The 19,866-nt window shown below is 73.4% G+C and carries 21 protein-coding genes; 10 read left to right on the top strand and 11 right to left on the bottom strand.

Translation table 11 applies throughout. The features are described from left to right. Positions 1–9: 9 nt before the first annotated feature. Positions 10–990, bottom strand: coding sequence for a TAXI family TRAP transporter solute-binding subunit (locus V1634_RS02065; protein WP_331205985.1), 981 nt, complete (start codon positions 988–990; stop codon positions 10–12). 131 nt (positions 991–1,121) lie between these two features. On the opposite strand from V1634_RS02065, the gene V1634_RS02060 reads away from it, so the two are divergent. The 7 genes from V1634_RS02060 to V1634_RS02030 all read left to right on the top strand — a co-directional run bounded on the left by V1634_RS02060 (position 1,122) and on the right by V1634_RS02030 (position 6,521). Beyond that, positions 1,122–1,769, top strand: coding sequence for a hypothetical protein (locus V1634_RS02060; RefSeq protein ID WP_331205984.1), 648 nt, complete (start codon positions 1,122–1,124; stop codon positions 1,767–1,769). A 22-nt stretch (positions 1,770–1,791) separates the two neighbouring features. Beyond that, positions 1,792–3,024: a sensor histidine kinase gene (locus V1634_RS02055; RefSeq protein ID WP_331205983.1), complete on the top strand. Its 1,233-nt coding sequence runs from the start codon at positions 1,792–1,794 to the stop codon at positions 3,022–3,024. After that, complete coding sequence (locus V1634_RS02050) at positions 3,017–4,150, top strand: hypothetical protein (RefSeq protein ID WP_331205982.1); 1,134 nt, start codon at positions 3,017–3,019, stop codon at positions 4,148–4,150. The genes V1634_RS02055 and V1634_RS02050 overlap by 8 nt, the downstream gene beginning before the upstream one ends. Then, positions 4,132–4,788 carry a response regulator transcription factor gene (locus V1634_RS02045; protein WP_331205981.1) on the top strand — a complete coding sequence of 219 codons (657 nt, stop codon included), beginning with the start codon at positions 4,132–4,134 and terminating at the stop codon, positions 4,786–4,788. Before V1634_RS02050 ends, V1634_RS02045 begins: the two co-directional genes overlap by 19 nt. 218 nt (positions 4,789–5,006) lie before the next feature. Further along, positions 5,007–5,309 carry a hypothetical protein gene (locus V1634_RS02040; protein WP_331205980.1) on the top strand — a complete coding sequence of 101 codons (303 nt, stop codon included), beginning with the start codon at positions 5,007–5,009 and terminating at the stop codon, positions 5,307–5,309. Further along, complete coding sequence (locus V1634_RS02035) at positions 5,306–6,340, top strand: WXG100 family type VII secretion target (protein ID WP_331205979.1); 1,035 nt, start codon at positions 5,306–5,308, stop codon at positions 6,338–6,340. The genes V1634_RS02040 and V1634_RS02035 overlap by 4 nt, the downstream gene beginning before the upstream one ends. A 4-nt stretch (positions 6,341–6,344) precedes the next feature. Then, entirely contained in the window at positions 6,345–6,521 is a 177-nt protein-coding gene (locus V1634_RS02030; protein WP_331205978.1) for a hypothetical protein, read from the top strand. A gap of 41 nt (positions 6,522–6,562) precedes the next feature. On the opposite strand, the gene V1634_RS02025 is transcribed toward V1634_RS02030, so the two are convergent. After that, on the bottom strand, positions 6,563–6,916 hold the full coding sequence (locus V1634_RS02025) for an MGMT family protein (RefSeq protein ID WP_331205977.1): 354 nt from the start codon (positions 6,914–6,916) through the stop codon (positions 6,563–6,565). 71 nt (positions 6,917–6,987) lie between these two features. Here V1634_RS02025 and proB point away from each other — a divergent pair, with 71 nt between their 5' ends. Then, positions 6,988–8,178, top strand: coding sequence for a glutamate 5-kinase (proB, locus tag V1634_RS02020; protein ID WP_331205976.1), 1,191 nt, complete (start codon positions 6,988–6,990; stop codon positions 8,176–8,178). 58 nt (positions 8,179–8,236) lie between these two features. Here the strand turns inward: proB and V1634_RS02015 are convergent, their stop codons facing one another. From V1634_RS02015 to V1634_RS01980, 8 genes are all read right to left on the bottom strand, one after another. Further along, a complete protein-coding gene (locus tag V1634_RS02015) occupies positions 8,237–8,479 on the bottom strand; it encodes a helix-turn-helix transcriptional regulator (RefSeq protein WP_107261056.1) in 243 nt (80 codons plus the stop codon). Continuing rightward, the gene (locus V1634_RS02010; RefSeq protein ID WP_331205975.1) at positions 8,479–9,330 is read right to left on the bottom strand and encodes an ABC transporter permease; all 852 of its coding nucleotides are present in this window, start codon (positions 9,328–9,330) and stop codon (positions 8,479–8,481) included. Before V1634_RS02010 ends, V1634_RS02015 begins: the two co-directional genes overlap by 1 nt. Further along, positions 9,327–10,298, bottom strand: a complete 972-nt coding sequence (locus tag V1634_RS02005; protein WP_407951696.1) for an ABC transporter ATP-binding protein — start codon at positions 10,296–10,298, stop codon at positions 9,327–9,329. The genes V1634_RS02010 and V1634_RS02005 overlap by 4 nt, the downstream gene beginning before the upstream one ends. A 147-nt stretch (positions 10,299–10,445) precedes the next feature. Then, a complete protein-coding gene (moeZ, locus tag V1634_RS02000) occupies positions 10,446–11,648 on the bottom strand; it encodes an adenylyltransferase/sulfurtransferase MoeZ (RefSeq protein ID WP_331206115.1) in 1,203 nt (400 codons plus the stop codon). A gap of 127 nt (positions 11,649–11,775) precedes the next feature. After that, positions 11,776–12,627, bottom strand: coding sequence for a DUF3152 domain-containing protein (locus tag V1634_RS01995; RefSeq protein ID WP_331205974.1), 852 nt, complete (start codon positions 12,625–12,627; stop codon positions 11,776–11,778). A gap of 60 nt (positions 12,628–12,687) precedes the next feature. Then, positions 12,688–13,587, bottom strand: a complete 900-nt coding sequence (locus V1634_RS01990; protein WP_331205973.1) for a DUF3152 domain-containing protein — start codon at positions 13,585–13,587, stop codon at positions 12,688–12,690. A 111-nt stretch (positions 13,588–13,698) separates the two neighbouring features. Then, positions 13,699–14,664 carry an alpha/beta fold hydrolase gene (locus V1634_RS01985; protein ID WP_331205972.1) on the bottom strand — a complete coding sequence of 322 codons (966 nt, stop codon included), beginning with the start codon at positions 14,662–14,664 and terminating at the stop codon, positions 13,699–13,701. A 165-nt stretch (positions 14,665–14,829) separates the two neighbouring features. Beyond that, positions 14,830–16,938, bottom strand: coding sequence for a hypothetical protein (locus V1634_RS01980; protein WP_407951704.1), 2,109 nt, complete (start codon positions 16,936–16,938; stop codon positions 14,830–14,832). A 979-nt stretch (positions 16,939–17,917) separates the two neighbouring features. On the opposite strand from V1634_RS01980, the gene V1634_RS01975 reads away from it, so the two are divergent. Next, entirely contained in the window at positions 17,918–18,556 is a 639-nt protein-coding gene (locus tag V1634_RS01975) for a TetR/AcrR family transcriptional regulator (RefSeq protein ID WP_107264262.1), read from the top strand. A gap of 66 nt (positions 18,557–18,622) precedes the next feature. Further along, entirely contained in the window at positions 18,623–18,850 is a 228-nt protein-coding gene (locus V1634_RS01970; RefSeq protein ID WP_101368237.1) for a DUF3107 domain-containing protein, read from the top strand. A gap of 113 nt (positions 18,851–18,963) precedes the next feature. On the opposite strand, the gene V1634_RS01965 is transcribed toward V1634_RS01970, so the two are convergent. Further along, positions 18,964–19,668, bottom strand: a complete 705-nt coding sequence (locus tag V1634_RS01965) for a ferritin-like fold-containing protein (protein WP_331205970.1) — start codon at positions 19,666–19,668, stop codon at positions 18,964–18,966. Positions 19,669–19,866 lie beyond the last annotated feature (198 nt).

Genomic DNA, 19,866 nt, shown 5'->3' with positions numbered 1-19,866 from the left:
CGGTACCGGTCAGGGCTTGTGCGTCTGGTAGTAGCGGGCGGCGCCCGGGTGCAGTGCCAGCGGGGTGGTGGTGATCGCCGACTGGACGTTCAGCCGGGCGGCGGCCGGATGAGCGCTGCTCAGCTCGTCGCGGCGCTGCATCAGCAGCCGGGTCACGTCGTAGACGAGCTGCTCGGGCATGCCGGTCGCCACCACCAGGTAGTTGGGCACCGCCACCGTGGTCACCGGCGCCGACCCGTACGCCGAGGCGGGGATGTCCCGCTGGACGTACACCTCGCGGTAGGACCGGCGCAGCGGCTCGACCCACTGTCCGAGGTCGACGAAGCGGGCCCGGGTCTGCGCGGCGAAGTCCGCCACCGCCTTGACCGGCAGGCCGCCGGAGAAGAAAAAGGCGTCGATCTTGCCGGCCCGCAGCGCGGCGACCGAGTCGTCGATGCCGAGCCGGAGCGTCTCGGCCAGCTTGTCGCCGACCTTCGCCACCCGGAGCAGGCGTTCGGCGGTGACCGCGGTGCCCGAGCCCGGCGCGCCGACCGCCACCCGCTTGCCGGCGAGGTCAGTCAGCTGCCGGATCGGCTCCTGGGTCAGGGTGACCAGGTGCAGCAGGTCGTCGTAGACCCGGGCGACGGCGCTCAGCCCGGCGCCCCGGCCCGGCTCGGCGGTCAGGATGTCGGCCTGGGTGAAGCCGAGTTCGGCCCGTCCGGTGGAGACCAGCGAGACGTTCTCCTCCGACGCGGCCGTCACCACCACGCTCGCCGTCACGTCCGGCAGCTCCCGGTTGAGGATGCCGGCCAGGGACTGACCGACGGCATAGTAGACGGCGGTGGCGCTGCCGGTCGCGATGCGCAGCCTGGTCGGCTCGGCCGGCGCCGAGGTGCAGCCCGCGGTGGCCGGCAACGCGACCGTTACCACGGCCAGCGCCACGGCGAGCGTGCCGAACCGCCGACCGGGCAGTCCCCGGCCGACGCGTCGGTGCCACCGTGCCCCGCCCACCCCACCACCCCGGCGATGATCGACACTCAGCGCAAGTTTTGCTCAAGCCTTCAACCGATGTCTACCGCCTCGGCGCGGTAACGGCCACCGTTGAAAGTAGTTGGTCGTCGCGAGTACGGGGGGCGACAGAGATGGTCTGGAGCACCGGGGTGTACGCCTCAACGCGGCCGCCCCTACGGCCGTCCGGCAGTACCAGCCTGCTGGACCGGACGTCGCTGGCGGACGCTTTCGAGGCGGCGTGCCTGATCAGGTGCATCCGGGTGCAGGGAGGGCGGCAGCCGACCACCATGGTGGCCGAGTTCAGCTCGGAGGCTGCCGCCACTCGGCTGGCCGAACTGCTGGCCCGGCTCGGCACCCCGGCCCGGAGCGAACGGATCACCGCGGGCGTCCGCCGCCGCTACGAACTGCACCGGCTGCACCTCACCGAACCGGGGCAGCCCGCCGTACTGTCGATGGGCTGGCGGCAGGGGCGGACCGCCCTGCTCGACCCGGCCGCCGTCGGCGCCTCCGCGCCCCGCAACGCCCGCCGGCAGGCGTTGGCCGCCGCCGCCTGGCGCGCCGCGCTGCTGGCCGCCGGCCGGCACGTCCGGACCACCATCCTCGGGGTACGCATCCGCGACACCGAACTCGCGGCGGTGCTGGTACGCAGCGCCCAGCTGCTCGGCTCGCCGGCCTCGGTCGCGCCCCGCTCCGGTTGCCTGCTGGTGACCGTGCCGGGCGGCCCGGACAAGGAACGGATCCTGCGCCGCAGCGCCCAGCCGGTCTCCCTGCTGGGCTGACCGCCGCACTAACATCCGGGGCGTGAGGGCCGTGCGGGACCGGTGGCGACGGCCACCACCGCCACCAGAGGCACGGGGCGGCGCCGACCCCGGCGTCGCCGAAGGGACCGACGGCGGGGCGGCGGCCGACGGCACCCGACGGATCGGCGGTACGGAACGCGGGTTGCGCCGACTCGGCCGCCGGTACGCGGTCGTGATCCGCAGCGCGACGCTGGTCTGTGCCGGCGGCGCCGCGCTCTTCCAGGCGGTTCCGGAGCGGCGGGCGTTGGTTGGCGGCGTGGTCGCGGCACTGGGCGCCTGGAGCGTGCTGTACCTGCGATCGAACTCCCGTCGCTGGCTGGTGCCGGTGGACACCCTGCTGATCGTGCTGCTGTGCCTGACCCAGCGTTGGACGGTGCCGCCGGAGGCGTTGGCCGACAGCACCAACTGGGTCCTCGCCGTCGCCGCGATCACCGCCGTGGCGCACCAGTGGCTCAGCACCGCCACCGGAGGTGCGCTGCTGACCACGGCGATCGTGCTGGCGCATCTCGCCGGCAACGCCCTCGCCTCGCCCGGGACCTGGTCGGAATCCGCGCCGGTCGGACTCTGGACCTTCGTGGAGGCCGGCCTGTCCCGGGTACTGTTCCTGCTCGTCCGGGCCGGTGCCCGGCAGACCGACCTGGCCGTCAGGGAACGCGAACGGGCCCGGTCCGAGGCTGCGGTGGCCGCCGCGCGGTGGGCGGACGAACGGGAACACCTGGCGGTGCTGCACGACACCGCCGCCAGCACCCTGCTCGCGGTCGGCGCGCGGATGGTCGACGGTACCGAGCCCTGGCTCGCCGCGCAGGCCGCCCGCGACCTGGCGACCATCTCCGCCCGTCCGGACTTCTCCGAGACCAGCACCGACCTGGTACGGACGCTGCGCGAGGTGGCCCGGAACGCCGCCGTCACGGTGGAGCTGCGGTCGCCACCGACGCTCCTGCTGCCGACCGCCCGCACCAGCGCGATCGGTGCCGCCGTCGGGGAGGCGTTGACCAACGTCGGCCGGCACGCCGGAGTCGGAACGGCGGAACTCGTCGTGCAGCGCGCTGCCGGCCGGACCTTCGTGGAGGTCGTCGACCGGGGCCGGGGCTTCACGCCGGAGCGGGTACCCCGACATCGGCGCGGGCTGTCGCACTCCATCCGGGAACGGATGGCCCGGGTCGGCGGCCGGGCGGTCGTCACCGCAATCCCCGGTGCCGGTACCCGGATCCGGCTGGAGGTGCCGGATGGCTGAGCCGGCCGGGCACCTCCCGGTGGGCAGGCTCCTGCACGGGCTCCGCCTGGCCACCCTCGCCATCGCCGTCACCGCGCTCTTCGGCTTCGCCCTACCGCTGCTGCTGACCCATGCCGGGACCTACCGCAGCCTGGCACAGCAGGTCCTCGCGTTCGCGTTGCTGACCGCCGTCGCCGTGCTGGCCGGGGTGCGGATCGTCCGGAACCGGTCGCTGGGCCGGACGCGCTGGGTGATGGTGGCGGCCGTGGTCGGGGCATCGGCGCTGGCCGTGACGGGGATATCCGCCGACGCGCTGATGTCGGAGCAGGAGTGGTCCTTCGGCGTGATCGGCTGGTTCGGGCTGCTCCTGCTGGTCGACCACGGCGTCGCGGCCACGGCCACGTTCCTGGGTGCGCACACCGTCGCGAGCTTCGGCCAACTCGCCCTGGTCGGGCAGGCGCACGAGATCGCCGACCTGGTCGTCGTCGCCGCGATCGTGCTCGGCTGCCAGCTTCCGGTCCTGGCCGGCGCCGCGACGCTGCGCGGACTGGTGGCGACCGCCTCCGCCGCCGCGGCCGACGCCGAGCGGGTACGCACCGCCGAGGCCATCGCGGAACACCTGCACGCCGACCGCCGGGCCCGCTACGCCGAACTCGCCACCACCTGCGTACCGCTGCTGACCGACCTGAGCACCGGTTCGGCCGACCTGCGCGACGAGCGGGTACGCCGCCGCTACGCCGTGGCGGCGGCCCGGCTGCGCCGACTCTTCGCGGAACACGACGAGGCGGTCGATCCGCTCCTGCACGAGCTGCGCGCCTGCCTCGACCTGGCCGACCGCACCGGGGTCGCGGTCTACCTCGGCACCTGCGGAGAGTGGCCGACTCCGCCCCTGGCGGCCCGGCGGGCGTTGACCGAGCCGGCGTTGCGGATCATCGGAACCGCGACCTCCGAGGTCCGGGTGACGCTGCTCGGCTCCCCCGGCGGCGTCACTGTGAGCGTCGTCGCCGACGCTGGGCTCGACGACCCGGCCGGCGACGACCCGGTGGCCGCGACCGCCAGCCCCGGCGGCACCGACGGGGTGGCCGTCACCCGGCTCGTCGACGGGTCGAGAGTGTGGGTGGAGGCCAGATGGCAGGCGAAGAGCTGACCACGGCGGTGGTCATCGACGACCACCCGGCGATCGTCACCGGCATCCGTGCCTGGTGTGCCGCGGCCGATCCGCCGATCGAGGTTCTCGATTCGGGTACGACTCCGGCGGTGGCCTGGACCGATCCCGGCCTCTCCGCCGACGTCGTCGTCTTCGACCTGCTGCTCAACCGGGAGGTGCCCGCCTATCCCGACCTGCGGCGACTCGTCGACGCCGGCCGTTCGGTGATCGTCTACACGATGCGCGAGGACCGGGACACCATCCTGCGCTGTCTGGACCTCGGTGCCTTCGCCTGCCTGGCCAAGACCGAGGGGCCGAAGCACCTGGTCCGGGCGATCCATACCGCCAGCCGGAACCTGCCCTACACGCCGCCGGCGATGGCTCGCGCGATCGGCACCGACAACCGGCCGGACCGGCCACGGCTCACCCCGCGCGAGACCGACGTACTGGTCAACTGGTTCGCCTGCGAGTCCAAGGAGATGGTGGCGCGCAAGCTCAACCTCTCCGTACGCACCGTCAACAGCTATCTCGACCGGGTCCGGATCAGGTACGCCAACGCCGGGCGTCCCGCCTCGACCAAGGCGGCCCTGGTGGCCCGCGCCATCCAGGACGGTCTGGTCCGGCTCGACGAGTTGTAGCAGTCCGCTGCCGCCGCAGATCCACCCGGACCTGTGGGGTGAACAACCGTCACGGCGGTTCCGGCTTCCGACCTAACCTCCGGTTGAGGGCAGGGCAGGAGTGGAGGACGGGATGGTCGGGAAGAGGTCGGACAGGGCCGGAGCGAGAGCGGCCGGTCGCGGAGGACGCTCGGGGGATCGGGATGGCCATCAACCGGTCCGGGGTCGGCGGGTGCGCCGTGGATAGGCCGCTGCTGCCGCACCTGCGGGACCCGGTCGCGGACCGGCTGCTGCGCGAGTCACTGGCGGAGCAGGCCCGAGACGACCGTGACCCGCTGGCCCGGGACATGGCCCGCGACGTGCTGGCCGGCAACATCACGCTCTACCAGGCGGCGGCGTCGAGCGTCTACGGCGAGGTCTTCGCCCAGCGGTCCGAGGAGTACGCGAGCTGGTGGCACGGACTCTCCGAGGAGGAGCGGGAACGGCTGCGCGTCGAGGGCGGGGAGGCCATGGCGGCGGCCCGGGAGGAGGAGCAGCGATGACGGTCAAGGTGAAGACCGCGGACCTGCGCGGGTACGTCGCACTGCTCAACCGCAACGCCGAGCACAACGACGAGGTCCTGGCGTACCTGCGCGAGTGGTGCGGGGCGGAGATGCAGGCGATCGACTCGGAAGGGCTGCTGGCGAAGGCGCTGAACTTCCACGACCGGATCTACGCCGACGCCGAGAACCTGATCACCCAGCTCGGCCGGGCGTTGCGGGGCTCGGCGGCGGAGCTGGCCAAGGCCGCCACGCTCTACGACGGCAGCGACCAGGCGGCGAAGGAACGCTTCGAGCACCAGTACAGCAACCCGACCGCCCGGGAGGGTTGGGAGGCGGGTCACTCCGGCTTCGCCGACTACATGAACCCGCTCGACGTGCTGGGCGGAACGCCCGCCTACAAGGAGTTCTCCGATCCCACCAAGATCCTCGACAAGATCGGTGACGCGACCAGCATCAGCGGGACGGTGCTCAACTTCATCCAGGAGGTGACCGGGGTCAATCCGCTGGACAGGGCGGGCCGGTTCTTCGCCGGCAACTGGGAGGCGTACAGCAAGGCCGCCGGAGCCTGGCGCGCCATCGGTGAGGCGCTGGAGCGGATCGGCAAGAACATCGACCGGGGACTCGCCTCGCTGGACCGGGCCTGGGAGGGCAGCGCGAGCGAGGCGGCGTACGCGACGTTCCAGGCGCTCGCCAACGTTTTCAAGGACATGTTGTCGCGGTTCACCAAGGTGCACAAGACGTACCAGGAGTTCGCCGAGTTCGCGATGTACACCGCCTCGCTGGTGGTCGATACCATCAAGATGGCCATCGACATCGCACTGATCCTGGTGGCCCGCCGGAAGGGCGGACCCTTCGCCGAGGCGGCGGCGGCGTTCGAGATGTTCAAACTCGTCAAGTACATCGGGTACTTCAGTTGGACTCTGCTCACCGCACGTGGCGCCATCGCCACAATCTTCGGTGCCACGGCCGGAACAGGAAGTTCACCGCTGCGCGGAGTGGGGGTGGCGGGCTATGACGCACCCGGGGTCTGACGGTGTGCTCCGTGGCGTCGCCGGGTACGACGCCGACGGCGAGCCCGATCCGCTGCACGACGTACGCCCCATGCTCGACCGGCTCTACGCGGACGACGAGAGTCCGGACAGCGCAGGGATGGACCTGATCTCCGAGATCCTGCTGACCTGGATCGAGCGGCGCCGGCACGGCGAGGAATGAGTCCCGCCGGGGCGGACCGCGGCGACGGGCGGCCAGCCGGGTCAGTCGGCCGGCTGCCGGTCGTTCGGCTGCCGGTCGTTCGGCTGCCGGTCGTTCGGCTGCCAGTCGGCCGCCGCCATGTCGACCCCGGCGCCGCGCAGCGGGGTCCCCTCGGCCAGCAGCCGGGCCCGGGCCTCGGCCTCGTGCCCCGGCGGCAGCCGGCCGGCCGAGTTGACCACCCGATGCCACGGCACTGCGCCACCGTGCCGAGCCATGATCGAGCCGACCAGCCGGGCCGACGCCCGGCCGGAGCGGTCGGCCAGGTGGTCGGCGATGGCGCCGTACGACATCACCCGGCCGGGCGGGATCCGCTCGACCAGCGCGAGCACCTCTTCGACGTACTCCTCGGGGGTCATGAGCTGCCACGATATGGGAGTGCGGGGCGGGCCGGCGGGGCGGGCCGATCCGGGCACCGCAGAATGGGCGGGTGCGGGAAGCAGTTACCACAGCTCGCCGGATCGTGGTCAAGGTCGGCTCGTCCTCGCTGACCACCGCGGCCGGTGGCCTGGACGCGGCGCGGGTCGACGCGCTGGCCGACGTACTCGCCGGCTGGCTGGCCGGCGGGTCGGCCGGCGCCCCTTCGACGGAGCCCGGTGCCCGACCGTCCGGGGTGGGCCGCAAGCGGGTCGTCCCGGCGGACCGCCGAGAGCTGGTGCTGGTCTCGTCCGGGGCGATCGCCGCCGGCCTGGCCCCGCTCGGGCTGGCCGCCCGCCCGCGTGACCTCGCCACCCAGCAGGCCGCGGCGAGCGTCGGGCAGGGGCTGCTGATCGGCCGCTACTCGGCCGGTCTCGCCCGGCACGGCCGCACGGTCGGGCAGGTGCTGCTCACCGTCGACGACGTGACCCGGCGGGCGCACTACCGCAACGCCTACCGCACGCTGCGCAAGCTGCTCGACCTCGGCGCGGTGCCGATCGTCAACGAGAACGACACGGTGGCCACCGACGAGATCCGGTTCGGCGACAACGACCGGCTCGCCGCCCTGGTGGCCGCGCTGGTCCACGCCGACCTGCTGGTGCTGCTCTCCGACGTGGACGCCCTCTACACCGGCGACCCGGCCCGCCCCGGCACGGCACGTGTCGAGGAGGTCCGTGACGAGCAGGATCTCGCCGGAGTGGCGGTCGGCCGGGCCGGCCGGGCCGGGATCGGTACCGGCGGCATGGTCACCAAGGTGGAGGCGGCCCGGATCGCCACCGGGTTCGGCATCCCGGTGGTGCTGACCGCCGCGCCGCTGGCACCGGCGGCGCTGGCCGGCGAGCCGGTCGGCACCTTCTTCCACCGGGTACGCCAACGCCCGGCGGCCCGGCTCTTCTGGCTGGCCCACGCGACCTCACCCCGGGGGCGGCTGCACCTCGACCCCGGCGCGGTGCAGGCGGTGGTGGCCCGGCGCAAGTCGCTGCTGCCGGCCGGGATCACGGCGGTGGACGGCGCCTTCACCGCCGGTGATCCGGTGGACCTGGTGGACGACGCGGGGGCGGCGATCGCCCGGGGTCTGGTCAACTACGACGCGGTGGAGTTGCCCGGCCTGCTCGGCCGCTCCACCTCGGAACTCGCCGCCGCCCTCGGGCCCGGCTACGAGCGCGAGGTCGTGCACCGCGACGACCTCGTGCTGCTGGTCTGACCACCAACGGCCGTCGACCCCCCGCACCGCCGGCTCGGGCCGTGTCCCGTTCGGCGGCTCAGGCGGTGGCCCGTTCGGCGGCGCCGATCCGGGGAAAGGGCTCGGTGGAGAAGACCACCTCCACCGGGACCTCGAAATACCGCGCGATCCGCAGCGCCAGGTGCAGGCTCGGGTTGTATTCGCCGCGCTCCAGATAGCCGACCGTCTGGTAGTGCACCCCGAGGGCGTCGGCGAGATCCCGCCGGGAGATCCCGCGCTCGGCCCGGAGCACCGCGATGCGGTTGTAGATCGCCTCGCTCATCAGTTGATCCTCTGCATCGCCTTCTCCTTCCGAGCGGCGACGCTCGAACCGGACTCCCGCCGGGCCATCCGGCGCAACACGATCGGCGCCACCACCAGGCCCAGTACGGCCCAGCCGGCGAGCATGCCGAACGTCTCCAGGTGCCGCCAGGACCCGCCGATCTCCACCGCCGCCAGCTCGGACGGCAGCAGCGCCGACCGCGTGCCCAGGCCCAGCCAGTAGACCGGGAAAGCCTGGCCGATCCACTGCAACCAGACCGGAAAGGAGGTGATCGGGTAGAAGATCCCGGAGGTCGCGACGAGGCCCATGATAGGCAGCATGATGACCCCGACGTTGCGGGGGTTGGCGAAGAGCGAACCGAGGATCGCACCGAGCGGCAGGCAGGCGACCAGGCCGATGACGAGCACCCAGAGCAGGGTCAGCCAGGCGCCCGGACCGCGCAGTTGCACGCCGTCCACCAGCAACACTCCCGGTACCACCAGGATGACGGAGCTGATCAGCGTCATCCCGGAGACCTGCACCACCTTGCCGACCAGATAGCCGAGCATCCCGTTCGGGATCGCCTTGGCCCGCAGCAGAGTGCCGTCCTCGCGCTCCACGGTGAGCGCCATCATCATCGTCACCAGGGCCCCGAACGCCAGCCCGCCGCCGAGCACGCTGGGCAGCGTGCGGGCGCCGAGCGAGAAGTTCGTGCCGGGCACCGTGGCGTCCCGCATGAAGAACATGACGACCAGGAAGGAGAGGTTGGGGAAGAAGTAGTTCCACAGGTCCTGCACGCTGACCAGGCTCTGCCGTACCTCGATCCAGCCGCGTCGTACCCCGGCCCGGAGGGCGAGCGCCGTCGGGTTCACCGGCCAGCCTCCTCGAACTCGCGCAGCGTGGCGAGGCTCCGCCCGGACTCGACCTCGCGGACCAGTGCCATGTAGGTGTCCTCCAGACTCGCCCGCCTGACCTCAAGGTCGGCGACAGCGTCGCCGTACTGCTGGAACAACTCCCGGACGAACCTGGTGGCATCGGCGGTGGCGTGCACGAACCGCTGTCCGTCCCGGCTCCACTTGACCTCGGCCTCCGAGGACATCCGCCGGGAGAGCTGCTCGGCCGAGCCGTCGGCGATGATCGAGCCGCCGGCCAGGATGAGGATCCGGTCGGCCAGCTTCTCGGCCTCGTCCAGGTCGTGCGTGGTGAGCAGGATCGTGGTCTGTTCCAGGTCGGTGAGCCGGTGCACCAGGTCGTGGAACTCGCGCCGGGCCTCCGGGTCGAACCCGGCCGTGGGCTCGTCGAGGAAGAGCAGCTCGGGGCGGCCGACGATGCCGATCGCGACGTCCAGCCGGCGTCGCTGCCCACCGGAGAGCTGGCCGATCCGCTTGGTGGCGTGCGGATTCAGCCCCACCGCGTCGATCAGGTCGTCGACGTCCCAGGGGCGGCGGATCCGGTCGGTCGAGTAGGGCCGGTAGTACGAGCCGAGGTGGGCGAGCAGCTCGCGTACCCGCCACTTGGCGTGGTCGCGCCAGGACTGAAGCACCACGCCCAGCCGGGCCCGCCACCGCTCGTCGCCGTGCGCCGGGTCCACGCCGAGCACGGCGACGTCACCGGCCGACCGCATCCGGAAACCCTCCAGGATTTCGATGGTGGTCGTCTTGCCGGCGCCGTTCGGTCCGAGCAGCGCCAGCACCTCACCGGGGCGGGCCGTGAACGTTACCCCGGTCAGCACGTCGGTGCTGCCGTAACGCATCCGCAGATCCCGGACGTCCAGCACGGGCTGCTCGACCGGTGACCCGGCGGGCTCGGAGGTCCGGCCCGGAGTCTCGGCGATGGTCATAGATCTACACCCCCTCGTCTAATCTCTACGCGAGGAGATAGTACATCTACTACACAAGGCAGCAAGGGTGCAGCCAGAAGCGCGACGCGGGGCAGTTCCGGAGAGGAACTGCCCCGCGTCGGGGTACCGGGCCGGGCCCGGTGTCGGTCAGTAGGCCGGCAGGGACGGGTCGATCTGCTTGATCCAGGAGAGCACCCCGCCCTGGACGTGCACCGCGTCCCGGAAGCCGGCGGCCTTCAGCGCGGCCAGCGCCTCGGCGGAACGTACCCCGGACTTGCAGTGCAGCACGATCTGCTTGTCCTGCGGCAGCGAGGCCAGCGCCGCGCCGGAGAGGATGTCGCCCTTCGGGATCAGCGTCGCGCCCGGAATGCGGACGATCTCGTACTCCGCCGGCTCCCGGACGTCGACCAGGAAGATGTCCTTGCCGGCGTCCTGCCAGTCCTTCAGCTCCCGGGCCGTGATGGTCGACTCGACCACCGCCTCCTCGGCCTCCGGCGAGACCGCGCCACAGAAGTCCTCGTAGTCCTCCAGCAACTCGGTCACGGTCGGGTTCTCACCGCAGAGCGCACAGTTCGGGTCCTTGCGCACCTTGATCTTCCGGTACGACATCTCCAGCGCGTCGTAGACCATCAGCCGGCCGACCAGCGGCTCGCCGATCCCGGTCAGCAGCTTGATCGCCTCGGTGACCTGGATCGAGCCGATCGACGCGCAGAGCACGCCGAGCACCCCGCCCTCGGCGCAGGACGGCACCATGCCGGGCGGCGGCGGCTCCGGGTAGAGGCAGCGGTAGCAGGGGCCGTGCTCGGCCCAGAACACCGACGCCTGCCCGTCGAACCGGTAGATCGACCCCCAGACGTACGGCTTGCCGAGCAGCACCGCCGCGTCGTTGACCATGTAGCGGGTGGCGAAGTTGTCCGTACCGTCCACGATCAGGTCGTACTGGCCGAAGATCTCCAGCACGTTGTCCCGGTCCAACGCGGTGTTGTGGATCTCGACCTGCACCAGCGGGTTGATCTCACGGATGCTCGACGCGGCGGACTCGGCCTTGGACCGGCCGACGTCCGACACGCCGTGGATGACCTGGCGCTGGAGGTTCGACTCGTCGACGGTGTCGAAGTCGATGATGCCGAGCGTCCCGACCCCGGCCGCGGCCAGATACAACAGGGCGGGCGAGCCGAGGCCGCCGGCGCCGACGCAGAGCACCCGGGCGTTCTTCAGCCGCTTCTGCCCCTCGACCCCGACGTCCGGGATGATCAGGTGGCGCGAGTAGCGGCGGATCTCGTCAACGGTCAGCTCGGCGGCGGGTTCGACGAGCGGGGGCAGTGACACGGTGGACTCCCCGGTTCGGATCCTCGCTCAGCCGGCGGCTGAGCGCATCGACAGTGGCATGTCCGGCCATTGTTCCTCGCCGGAGCGCGGATGGGCCATGAGCTGAAACACCTGCCCGAAATCCGGGAGCGGGGAATAGGAACGCCGGTCAGGGAATCGGCGGACCGACGTACCGCTGCCCGTCCACGTACGGCCAGCCGTTCGGCGCGCAGCCGCGCAGCCCGTACGTCTGCTGGAGCATCACCGGCGCCGGTGCACCCGGCCGGGGGCAGCCCTGGTGCTCCTCGCCGAACTCGTGCCCGACCTCGTGGTTGAGCGCGAATGCCTGGTACACCTCCAGCGCCGCACCGTAGTCCGGCACCGCCGCCAGCCAGCGCGCGACGTTGAGCACCACCTGCCCCGGCAGCCGGCACGAGCCGTACCGCTCGGTGTGCAGCCCGGCGGTGGCACACATCTTCTCCGAGGTCCCCGGCGTGGCCAGGAAGACCGTGAACTCGGCCTTCGTCGCCTTGGCCACCCGCTGGAGGCGGAGCTTCCCGGACGCCGTCCAGCCCCGCGGGTCACCGAGGACCGCGTCGACGGCGGCGGCGAAGGTCGCCACCTGCTGCCCCATGCCCTGCTCCACGGCGACGTGGTAGCGACGCAGCGTACCCGCCCTGCCGAGGACCCGGCCGGCGGCCGCGTACTCGAAGGAACCCGGCCCGGTGGTCGGATAGCCGGCGTCCGGATCGGTGGTCGGGCCGCCGCGCCCGGCCCCGGTGCTCGCCCCGGCGACCACACCACCCCGGCCGGCCGCCGCCACGGTCGACCCCGGGCCGTCCGGCCGGGTCTGCACCAACCCGACCGTGAGCAGGCCGGCGGCGACCGCCAGCAGCGCCAGCGCGACGGTGCGGCGGCGCCGTCGGCGGGCCTGGGCCGCGGCCACCCGGTGCCGTTCGAGGCGGCCGCCGGAGCGCGCGGGAAAACGGCCATGGTCGGGAGGGTTTGCCGGATTCGTCATGGCGGGCCTCAGCCTTCCATGCCGACGGGTCAGCGTCCAGGGCCCGGGTTGGCGCCCCGGCTAGAGCGAGGGACCCTCGTACCGCTCCCCCTTCAGGTACGGCCACGGGTTCGGCACGCAGCCGTTGAGGAAGAGCGTCTGCTGCATCATCACCGGGGCGGCCCGACCCGAGCGGGGACAGCGCTCGTGCCCGTGCCCCAACTCGTGCCCGACCTCGTGGTTGACCACGTACGTCCGGTACCGGTCCAGCGGCACCTTCGCCTCGACGTAGTGCGGGACGGAACGCATCCAGCGGTCCAGGTTGATGATCACCCGTCCGCTGCCCCGGCACGAGGTGTACGGCTTGCCACCGACCCGGATGTCCACTCCGGACGCGGCGCACATCTCCCGGGCCGTACCGGCGGTGACCAGGTAGACCGTGAAGTCGTGGCCCGCCTTGTCCGGTACCCGCTGCAACCGCAGCCGCCCGCTGCCGATCCAACTGCGCGGGTCGGCCAGCGAGGCGTCGACCTTCGCGGCGAACTCCGCGATGTGCGCGTCGACGTTGCGCTCCACCGCCACCCGGTAGCGTCGCACCGTACCGGCCCGGCCCAGCACCTCGCCCCGACCGGTCGCGTAGCTGAAACTGCCCGGCCCGGTCGACGGCACCGGGTCGGTGAGCCGCAGCACCGGTGCCGGTGCCCGGCTCGGCGTGGGAGTGGGCGTCGGGCTGGCTGTCGGCACGGCGGACGGCGTCGCCGGTCCGGCCGGCTGGGCGGCGGCGCTCGGATCTTCCCCGGTCAGCCGCTCGGCCGGCGGCACCAGGATCCCGAGCACCCCGACCGCGCCGGCCACCCCGAGCAGCACCACCGCCAGCACCCGACCCCGGCGGAACCGCCGGGTACGTCGCCGGTGCGCCGAGCCGGCGACCGGTGCCGCGGCACCCGGTGCCGGAGGTCGGCGACGATCTCTGATCCACACGCTTACTTAGTACGCCTGACCCACCCGCTCGGTTGCACGCATGGCCCGGGATCACCCACCGGAGTCCGCGGATCGGGGCCACCGCCGGGCGGTGCGGTCACCGGACGAAGGTCAGCGGGCGGCGGTCGGCGCCGGACTGGTCTCGTCCAGCAGCGCCAGCGCCGCCCGGGCGACCATCCGGGGCACCTCCAGCTGCGGGACGTGCCCGACGCCGTCCAGCATCAGCAGCCGACTGTCCGGGATCACCCGGGCCACCTGGGCCGGTACCCGGACGTCCACCAGCCGGTCCTGACCGCCGCCGATCACCAGCGTCGGCGCGGTGACCAGGCCGGCGATCCGCCAGAGCGAGCCGGACCCCGGCAGGTACGCCCGGACGAAACTGCCGACCAGCCCGCGCAGCGTACGCAGATAGGCCGCCGCGTAGTGCTCGGCGGTGTAGCGGATCCGGATCTCCTCGACCGCCTCCAGACGGCGCTGGTCGCAGATCCGGTCGGTGTCGGCGACGCACGCCTCCATCACCTGCCGGGCCATCTCCTCCGGGGGCAACTGGGTCAGCCAGCGCGACGCGAGCCGTTCCGCCCCGGGCACCGCCAGCAGCGGGACCAACCGGCCCTGGAGCGACCGGCGCGGGTCGAGGAACGGCATCGCCGGTGAGACCAGGGTCAGCGTACGGACCAGGTCGGGGCGGAGCCCCGCGACGCGTACCGAGACGGCTCCGCCGAGCGAGTTGCCGAACAGGTGCACCGGTCCCCGACCGGAGTGTTCGATGTACCGGATCACCCGGTCGGCGAAGGCCGGAATGGTGTACTTCCGGGCCGGGTCGCTCCGCCCGAAGCCGGGCAGGTCGATCGCGTGCCCGTCGAGCCGGTCGGCGAGCAGGCCGGCGAGGTCGGTCCAGTTCTGGGCCGAGCCGCCAAGCCCGTGCACGTAGAGCGCCGGTTCGGCGCCCTCCCGGGTGGCCGGGGTCTCCCGGACGTAGGTGATCGAGCCGTCGATGCGTACCCCCCGGCCGGGCCAGGGCGGCGGCATCTCGTCCCGGGCGAACGACTCGTCCGCCGTCAGCAGCGCACGCTTCATCGGTCAAGTGTGCCGCCGGTATGACGATCGCGGAGCCGGGGCGGGGCGGGGAGGGTCCGGGGCGGAGGCATCGACAGGATGCCTCCGCCCCGTTTGCTCCGTTTGCACCGTCGGTCGGACCGGCCGGGGGCCGGTTCAGGTGAGCAACGCCTCAACCGCGCCGGGTCAGGTGAGCAACGCCTCAAGCCGGCGGTTGACCGCCGCCAGGGTGGCCCGGACCACCGCCTGTCGCGGGTCGCCGGAGACCAGGGCCGAGCCGGCGAGCTGCTCGACCCAGCCGTCGCAGACCAGCAGCACCACCACGGTGGCCACCTCACAGCTGCCGAACGGCACCACGGCCGCGTGCTCGACGAAGCAGCGGCCCCGCTCGGTGACCCGGGTGGAGGCGCTGAGCAGCTCGTCGATGGCGGCGGCCGCAGCCACGGCACAGAGCCGCAGCACGTACCCGTCGACCGCCGGCCCGGTGGCCAGCCCGGCCGCCGGCTGCTTCCCGGCGGCGAGCCGTACCTCGACGGTGGCGTCCAACCCGAAGGTGCTCACCTGCACGTGATCGATGATCACCCGAGGACCGGGTGGCGAGCCCGGATTCAGCGGCCGGGACGGCGCGGTCTCGGTGGTGGTCACCGGGCTGCCGGAGTAGGAGCTGCCCACGGTGCTGGAGCTGGCGCCGAGCGGGGACCCGCCCCGGCCACCCTCTGCGGGCGGCGCCGTCGCCGGCTCGCCGACGGTGGCCCGGCCCCGGTGACCCGGCGCCTGGTGCCGTCGACGCGGCTCCTCGGTCGCCGGCTCGGTCCGCGGTTCCGGTTCGGCCGGCGGCGCGTGCCGGGGCTGCGCCGGCCCGGGGCGGGTCGGCGCGGCGGTCCCGGCGAAGCCCGGCGGGGTCGGTGTCGGCCCGGTGGGCAGGTTCTGCGGAGCTGCGGCGAGCCCCATCCGTTCCTGGAGCAGTCGCGCCACGTGCCGGCTCACCTCGGCGGGATCGGCACCGTCGGCGAGATCCAGGCGCAGGCTGTGCGCCCCGGCCGGGGTGGTACGCAGCGAGGCGTCGCGTACCCCGGCGACTCCCCGGACCGCGTCCAGGATCGCGTTGACGTCGAAGCCGTCCGGTCGCTCGCGCAGCTGTGCCGCTCCGTCCTCCCGACGCAGATGGGTGGCGATCCGGGCCAGTTCGGGCGTCTCGGCGGGCGGCTCCACGGCGGGCGGCTCCGGCACGGTGGGCACGTCTGGCTCGGCGGGGACGCGTTGCGGCAACACGTCACCGGGGTCCGCCGGCCGGGCGGCGGGCGCGGGCTCCGCCGGCACCGGCTCCGGATAGCGGTATGGCGCACCGGGATAGCTCGGCCCGGTCGGCAACGCCAGGGCCTCCCGCCGATACGGGTAGCCGGTCGCCTGCCCGACCGGCGGATAACCGACCGGCTCCGCAGCCGGCGGATAACCGACCGGCTCCACGGCCGCGGCCGGTCCGGGCGGCCCGGCCGGGTAGCCGGCGGGATCGGCGCCGGGGGTGGGTCCGGCCGCCGGGTGACCGGCCGGTTCCACGGTCGGGTCCGGTCCGGGCGGCGCGGCCGGCGGTTCGCCGCCCGGCCCCGACGGAACCGGGCCGGCGGCGCCGGCAGGGTAGTGGGATGGCTCCGGCCCGGGCGGACCGGAGAGTCCGCCAGGACCCGGCAGGTAACCCGTCGCCTCCGGCCCGGCCGCCAGGTAACCCGTCGCCTCCGGCCCGGGCGCCAGGTAACCCGTCGCCTCCGGCCCGGGCGCGGCCGGGCCGGAGTAGCCGGTGTGCTCGTTCGCCGTGGACCGCCGGGTCGCGGATTCGGGCGCCGTGGGGGCGTTCCGGGCGGCCGCCGGACCCGCCGGGAAGGCCGGCCCGGCCAGCGGCGGCAGGGCGGCGCCCTCCCGGGCGATCGGCCCGGTGGGCGATTCGGCTACCCGCTGCGCCGACTGGTCGGCCCAGCTCGGCGACCAGTGCTGCTCCCGTCCGCCGGGGCTCTCCACCTCCCGGGGCGGCTCGGCCGGTACGACGGCCTCGGCCGGGTACTGGCTCTCCGGGTGCCGGCCGCCCTCCGGCTCCGGCGCCGGAGCGGCCGGGGCCCACGGCGGAGCCCAGCCGGACGACCAGTTCGGCTGCTCCTGGGCACGGAGGTCGGCCGGCTGGGCCGGTGCCGGCCCGCGCTCGTCCGCTTCGGCCGGACGCCAGCCCGGTGCCGCCGGACCAGCCTGCTCCGGACCGGCCGGCGGGGCCGCGGAACGGTCCGACTGCCGGGGTACGGCGGGCATCAGCGCGGTCATCTCGGTCACCGGCGGGTGGTCGTGCTCGGACGGCGACCGGAAGCCGCGACCGCGTTCGAAGTCCGCCGCGACCAGGTGCTCGGGTGAGGTCGGGCCGCCGAGCTGCCCGGGGGGCCCGAGCGGCGGCCCGGAGATGGCGGCCGGTGGACCGGAGACGACGGCCGGCGGGCCGGATGTCACCACCGGCGGTACCGGCGGGGCGCTGGGCGGTCCGGAGACCGCTGCCGGCGGCGCCGAGGTCGGATTGGGGTGTACCGGTTGCGCCGGTTCCCCCCAGCGCGGTGTTTGGTTGGCCGGCCCGATGCCGGCACGTTCCGGCTCTCCGTAGCCGGCCTCGCCGAAGGCGTGCCGGGCGGTGCCGGACAGATCCGGCTCGGCCGGTGGCAGCGACCCCGGCTGTCCCGGGTAGTCCGGGCCGACGCCGCTCGGGAACTCCGGTACGGCCCCCTGCCGGCTGGCCGGATCGCCCCCCTCCGGCTCGTACGGGTAGCCGGCTCCGCCGCCCCAGCCCCGCTCCGGCTCGGGCGCCTCGCCGAGGTGTACGCCGTTGACCGGTTGCCGCAGCTCGCGGAGCGGGATGCCGGGCGACGCCGGTAGCGGTCGGGGGCTGTACGCCGCGTGGTCACCCCAACCGCGACTCGCCACCGGCTCGACCGCCTGGTGCCACGGCCGTCCGCTCGGATCGACGCCGGTCTCGGCGCCGGACCAGCCCGGGTCGGCCGCCCAGCCGTTGGCCGGACGGGCCGGGTCACCGTGCGGACCTGCCCCGTTGCCGTGCTCTCCCGGTGTGGGGGCTCCGGGTTGCCCTGTTTCGTCCACCGTGCGCTCCTTGGTCGCCCCCGCTGAGGCTACCGTGTGGTGGCAGTGCCGATAAGTTACAGCGGCGGGCTAATTCGGCGGTCGAGTGATCGATCCCTGCTCCGGTCGGAATGAGGTCGAGGGCGTGCGAGGTGAAGCGGAGGTGACCATGACCCAGGTGGGAAACGGCGCGCAGACGGCCGGCCGCCCAACGCGTCTGCCGCGCTCGGCACGGCGTAAGCAACTGCTGGCGGCGGCCCAGGAGGTGTTCGTCGCCCACGGGTACCACTCGGCCGCGATGGACGACATCGCCGAGCGGGCCGGTGTCTCCAAGCCCGTTCTCTACCAGCACTTCCCCGGGAAGTTGGAGCTCTATCTGGCGCTGCTGGACACGCACTGCGACGCGATCGTGGCCAAGGTCCGGGAGGCGATGGCCGCGACCACCGACAACAAGGAGCGGGTCAGCGGCGCCGTCCGGGCGTACTTCGACTTCGTCGACCACGAGAGCGGCGCGTTCCGGCTGGTGTTCGAGTCGGACCTGCGCAACGAGCCGGCCGTACGCGAGCGGGTCGAGCGGGTGGAGCAGGGCTGCATCGCCGCCATCACCGACACCATCATCTCGGACACCGGGGTGAGCCGGTCCCGGGCCGAACTGCTCGCCTCCGGGTTGGTCGGCGCGGCCGAGACCGCGGCCCAGTTCTGGCTCGCCGGCGGGCGACAGGTGCCGAAGGCCGAGGCCGAGGCGCTGCTCACCGGCCTGTCCTGGCGGGGAATCGCCAGCTTTCCGTTGCAGGGCGAGTCAGCCTGAACGTAACCGGCGCGGATCGGATAGCCTTTCCGACGGCGGATCTTTCGCCCCGAACGAGGAGGCCACGTGGAGGTCAAGATCGGCGTGCAGTACGCGCCGCGCGAGCTGGTCCTGGAGAGCGCGCAGACGCCGGCCGAGATCGAGCAGATCGTGACCGACGCCCTCAGCACCAACGACGGGACGCTGTCACTGACGGACGAGAAGGGCCGTCGGGTCATCGTGCCGGTCGGCAAGGTGGCCTACGTCGAGATCGCCGAGGCCTCGCCCCGCGCTGTCGGCTTCGTCGCCCGCTGAGCCGGGCTCGCCGAACGGCAGCCGCAGGCGTGGCCGGGGCTCGCGCAGCCGGCGCCGCTGAGCCGGACCGCTGACCCGCAGCCGGGTCGGTCGTCCGGCCGGGCGGCGCCGGGTCAGTTGTTGAGTCCGACCGCCGCCATCCGGGCGGTGTGCGCCGCGGTCAGCCGCTTGAACAGCGCCTGCACCCCCACCTGGTCGTCGAAACCGGTCGCGATCAGGGCGGTCAGCGCCGCCCGCTCGCTGGCGGTTCGTCCCGCCTGGGAGAGTCCCTCGCCGACCAGCCGCCGGGCCCACATGGAGAGCCGGTTCGCGACCTTCGGGTCGGCCTGGATGGCGAGCCGGATCTCCTGACCGGCGAACTCGTCGTACCGGGAGCCGTGCAGCACGTCGAGCACGAGCTGCCGGTCCGGTTCGGTCAGCAGCGCCGCCATCTCCCGGAGGAAGTCGTCCGTGATGGCGTCCCCGACGTACGCCTTGGTCAGCGCCTCCAGCCAGTCCTTCGGCTCGGTCGAGTCGTGGTACGACCCGAGCGCCGGCACGAACGGGGCCATCGCCTCGCCGGGCGGTACGCCGAGTTCGGTCAGCCGGTCGGCGAGCCGCCGGTAGTTGGCGATCTCGGCGGCGGCCATTTCGCTCAACACGGCACGTCTGGTCAGGTCAGGTGCCAATCGGGCATCGGCGGCCATCCGGTCGAAAGCCACCAGTTCCCCGTACGCGACCAGGCCGAGCAGGTCGACGACGGCGCCCGGGACGGCCGCGCCAACCGGCTGGGCGGGGGACGGGCTGGGGGCGGGGGCGGGCTCTGCGGGGGCGGACACGCCCGCAGGGTACCGCCGGACCGCCCGAAGCGGGCGCCGACGCCAAGCAGGTCCGGGCAGCGTGCCGTCACCGGCAAACGCAACCCGGCCGGCACCCACCCGTCGGTGACCCGGCGGGTGGGATGTGTAACGGATATCACATCGTCGGACCCCGGTCGCCGGTCGTATCCCCGGACTGGGGACGTCGTTTGCCGGGCT

The sequence above is a fragment of the Plantactinospora veratri genome, assembly GCF_036421995.1.
In the GTDB taxonomy this organism is placed as follows: domain Bacteria; phylum Actinomycetota; class Actinomycetes; order Mycobacteriales; family Micromonosporaceae; genus Plantactinospora; species Plantactinospora veratri.
The sequence above is the reverse complement of the archived record's forward strand: the minus strand, read 5'-3'. Positions and strand labels throughout refer to the sequence as shown.

Coding starts and splice junctions, on each gene's coding strand:
- V1634_RS02050 (WP_331205982.1), top strand. CDS start 3,017: ATGGCTGAGCCGGCCGGGCACCTCCCGGTGGGCAGGCTCCTGCACGGG.
- V1634_RS02025 (WP_331205977.1), bottom strand. CDS start 6,916: ATGACCCCCGAGGAGTACGTCGAAGAGGTGCTCGCGCTGGTCGAGCGG.
- V1634_RS02035 (WP_331205979.1), top strand. CDS start 5,306: ATGACGGTCAAGGTGAAGACCGCGGACCTGCGCGGGTACGTCGCACTG.
- V1634_RS02045 (WP_331205981.1), top strand. CDS start 4,132: ATGGCAGGCGAAGAGCTGACCACGGCGGTGGTCATCGACGACCACCCG.
- V1634_RS02005 (WP_407951696.1), bottom strand. CDS start 10,298: ATGACCATCGCCGAGACTCCGGGCCGGACCTCCGAGCCCGCCGGGTCA.
- V1634_RS01985 (WP_331205972.1), bottom strand. CDS start 14,664: ATGAAGCGTGCGCTGCTGACGGCGGACGAGTCGTTCGCCCGGGACGAG.
- V1634_RS01980 (WP_407951704.1), bottom strand. CDS start 16,938: ATGCCCGCCGTACCCCGGCAGTCGGACCGTTCCGCGGCCCCGCCGGCC.
- V1634_RS02060 (WP_331205984.1), top strand. CDS start 1,122: ATGGTCTGGAGCACCGGGGTGTACGCCTCAACGCGGCCGCCCCTACGG.
- V1634_RS01995 (WP_331205974.1), bottom strand. CDS start 12,627: ATGACGAATCCGGCAAACCCTCCCGACCATGGCCGTTTTCCCGCGCGC.
- V1634_RS02015 (WP_107261056.1), bottom strand. CDS start 8,479: ATGAGCGAGGCGATCTACAACCGCATCGCGGTGCTCCGGGCCGAGCGC.
- V1634_RS01975 (WP_107264262.1), top strand. CDS start 17,918: ATGACCCAGGTGGGAAACGGCGCGCAGACGGCCGGCCGCCCAACGCGT.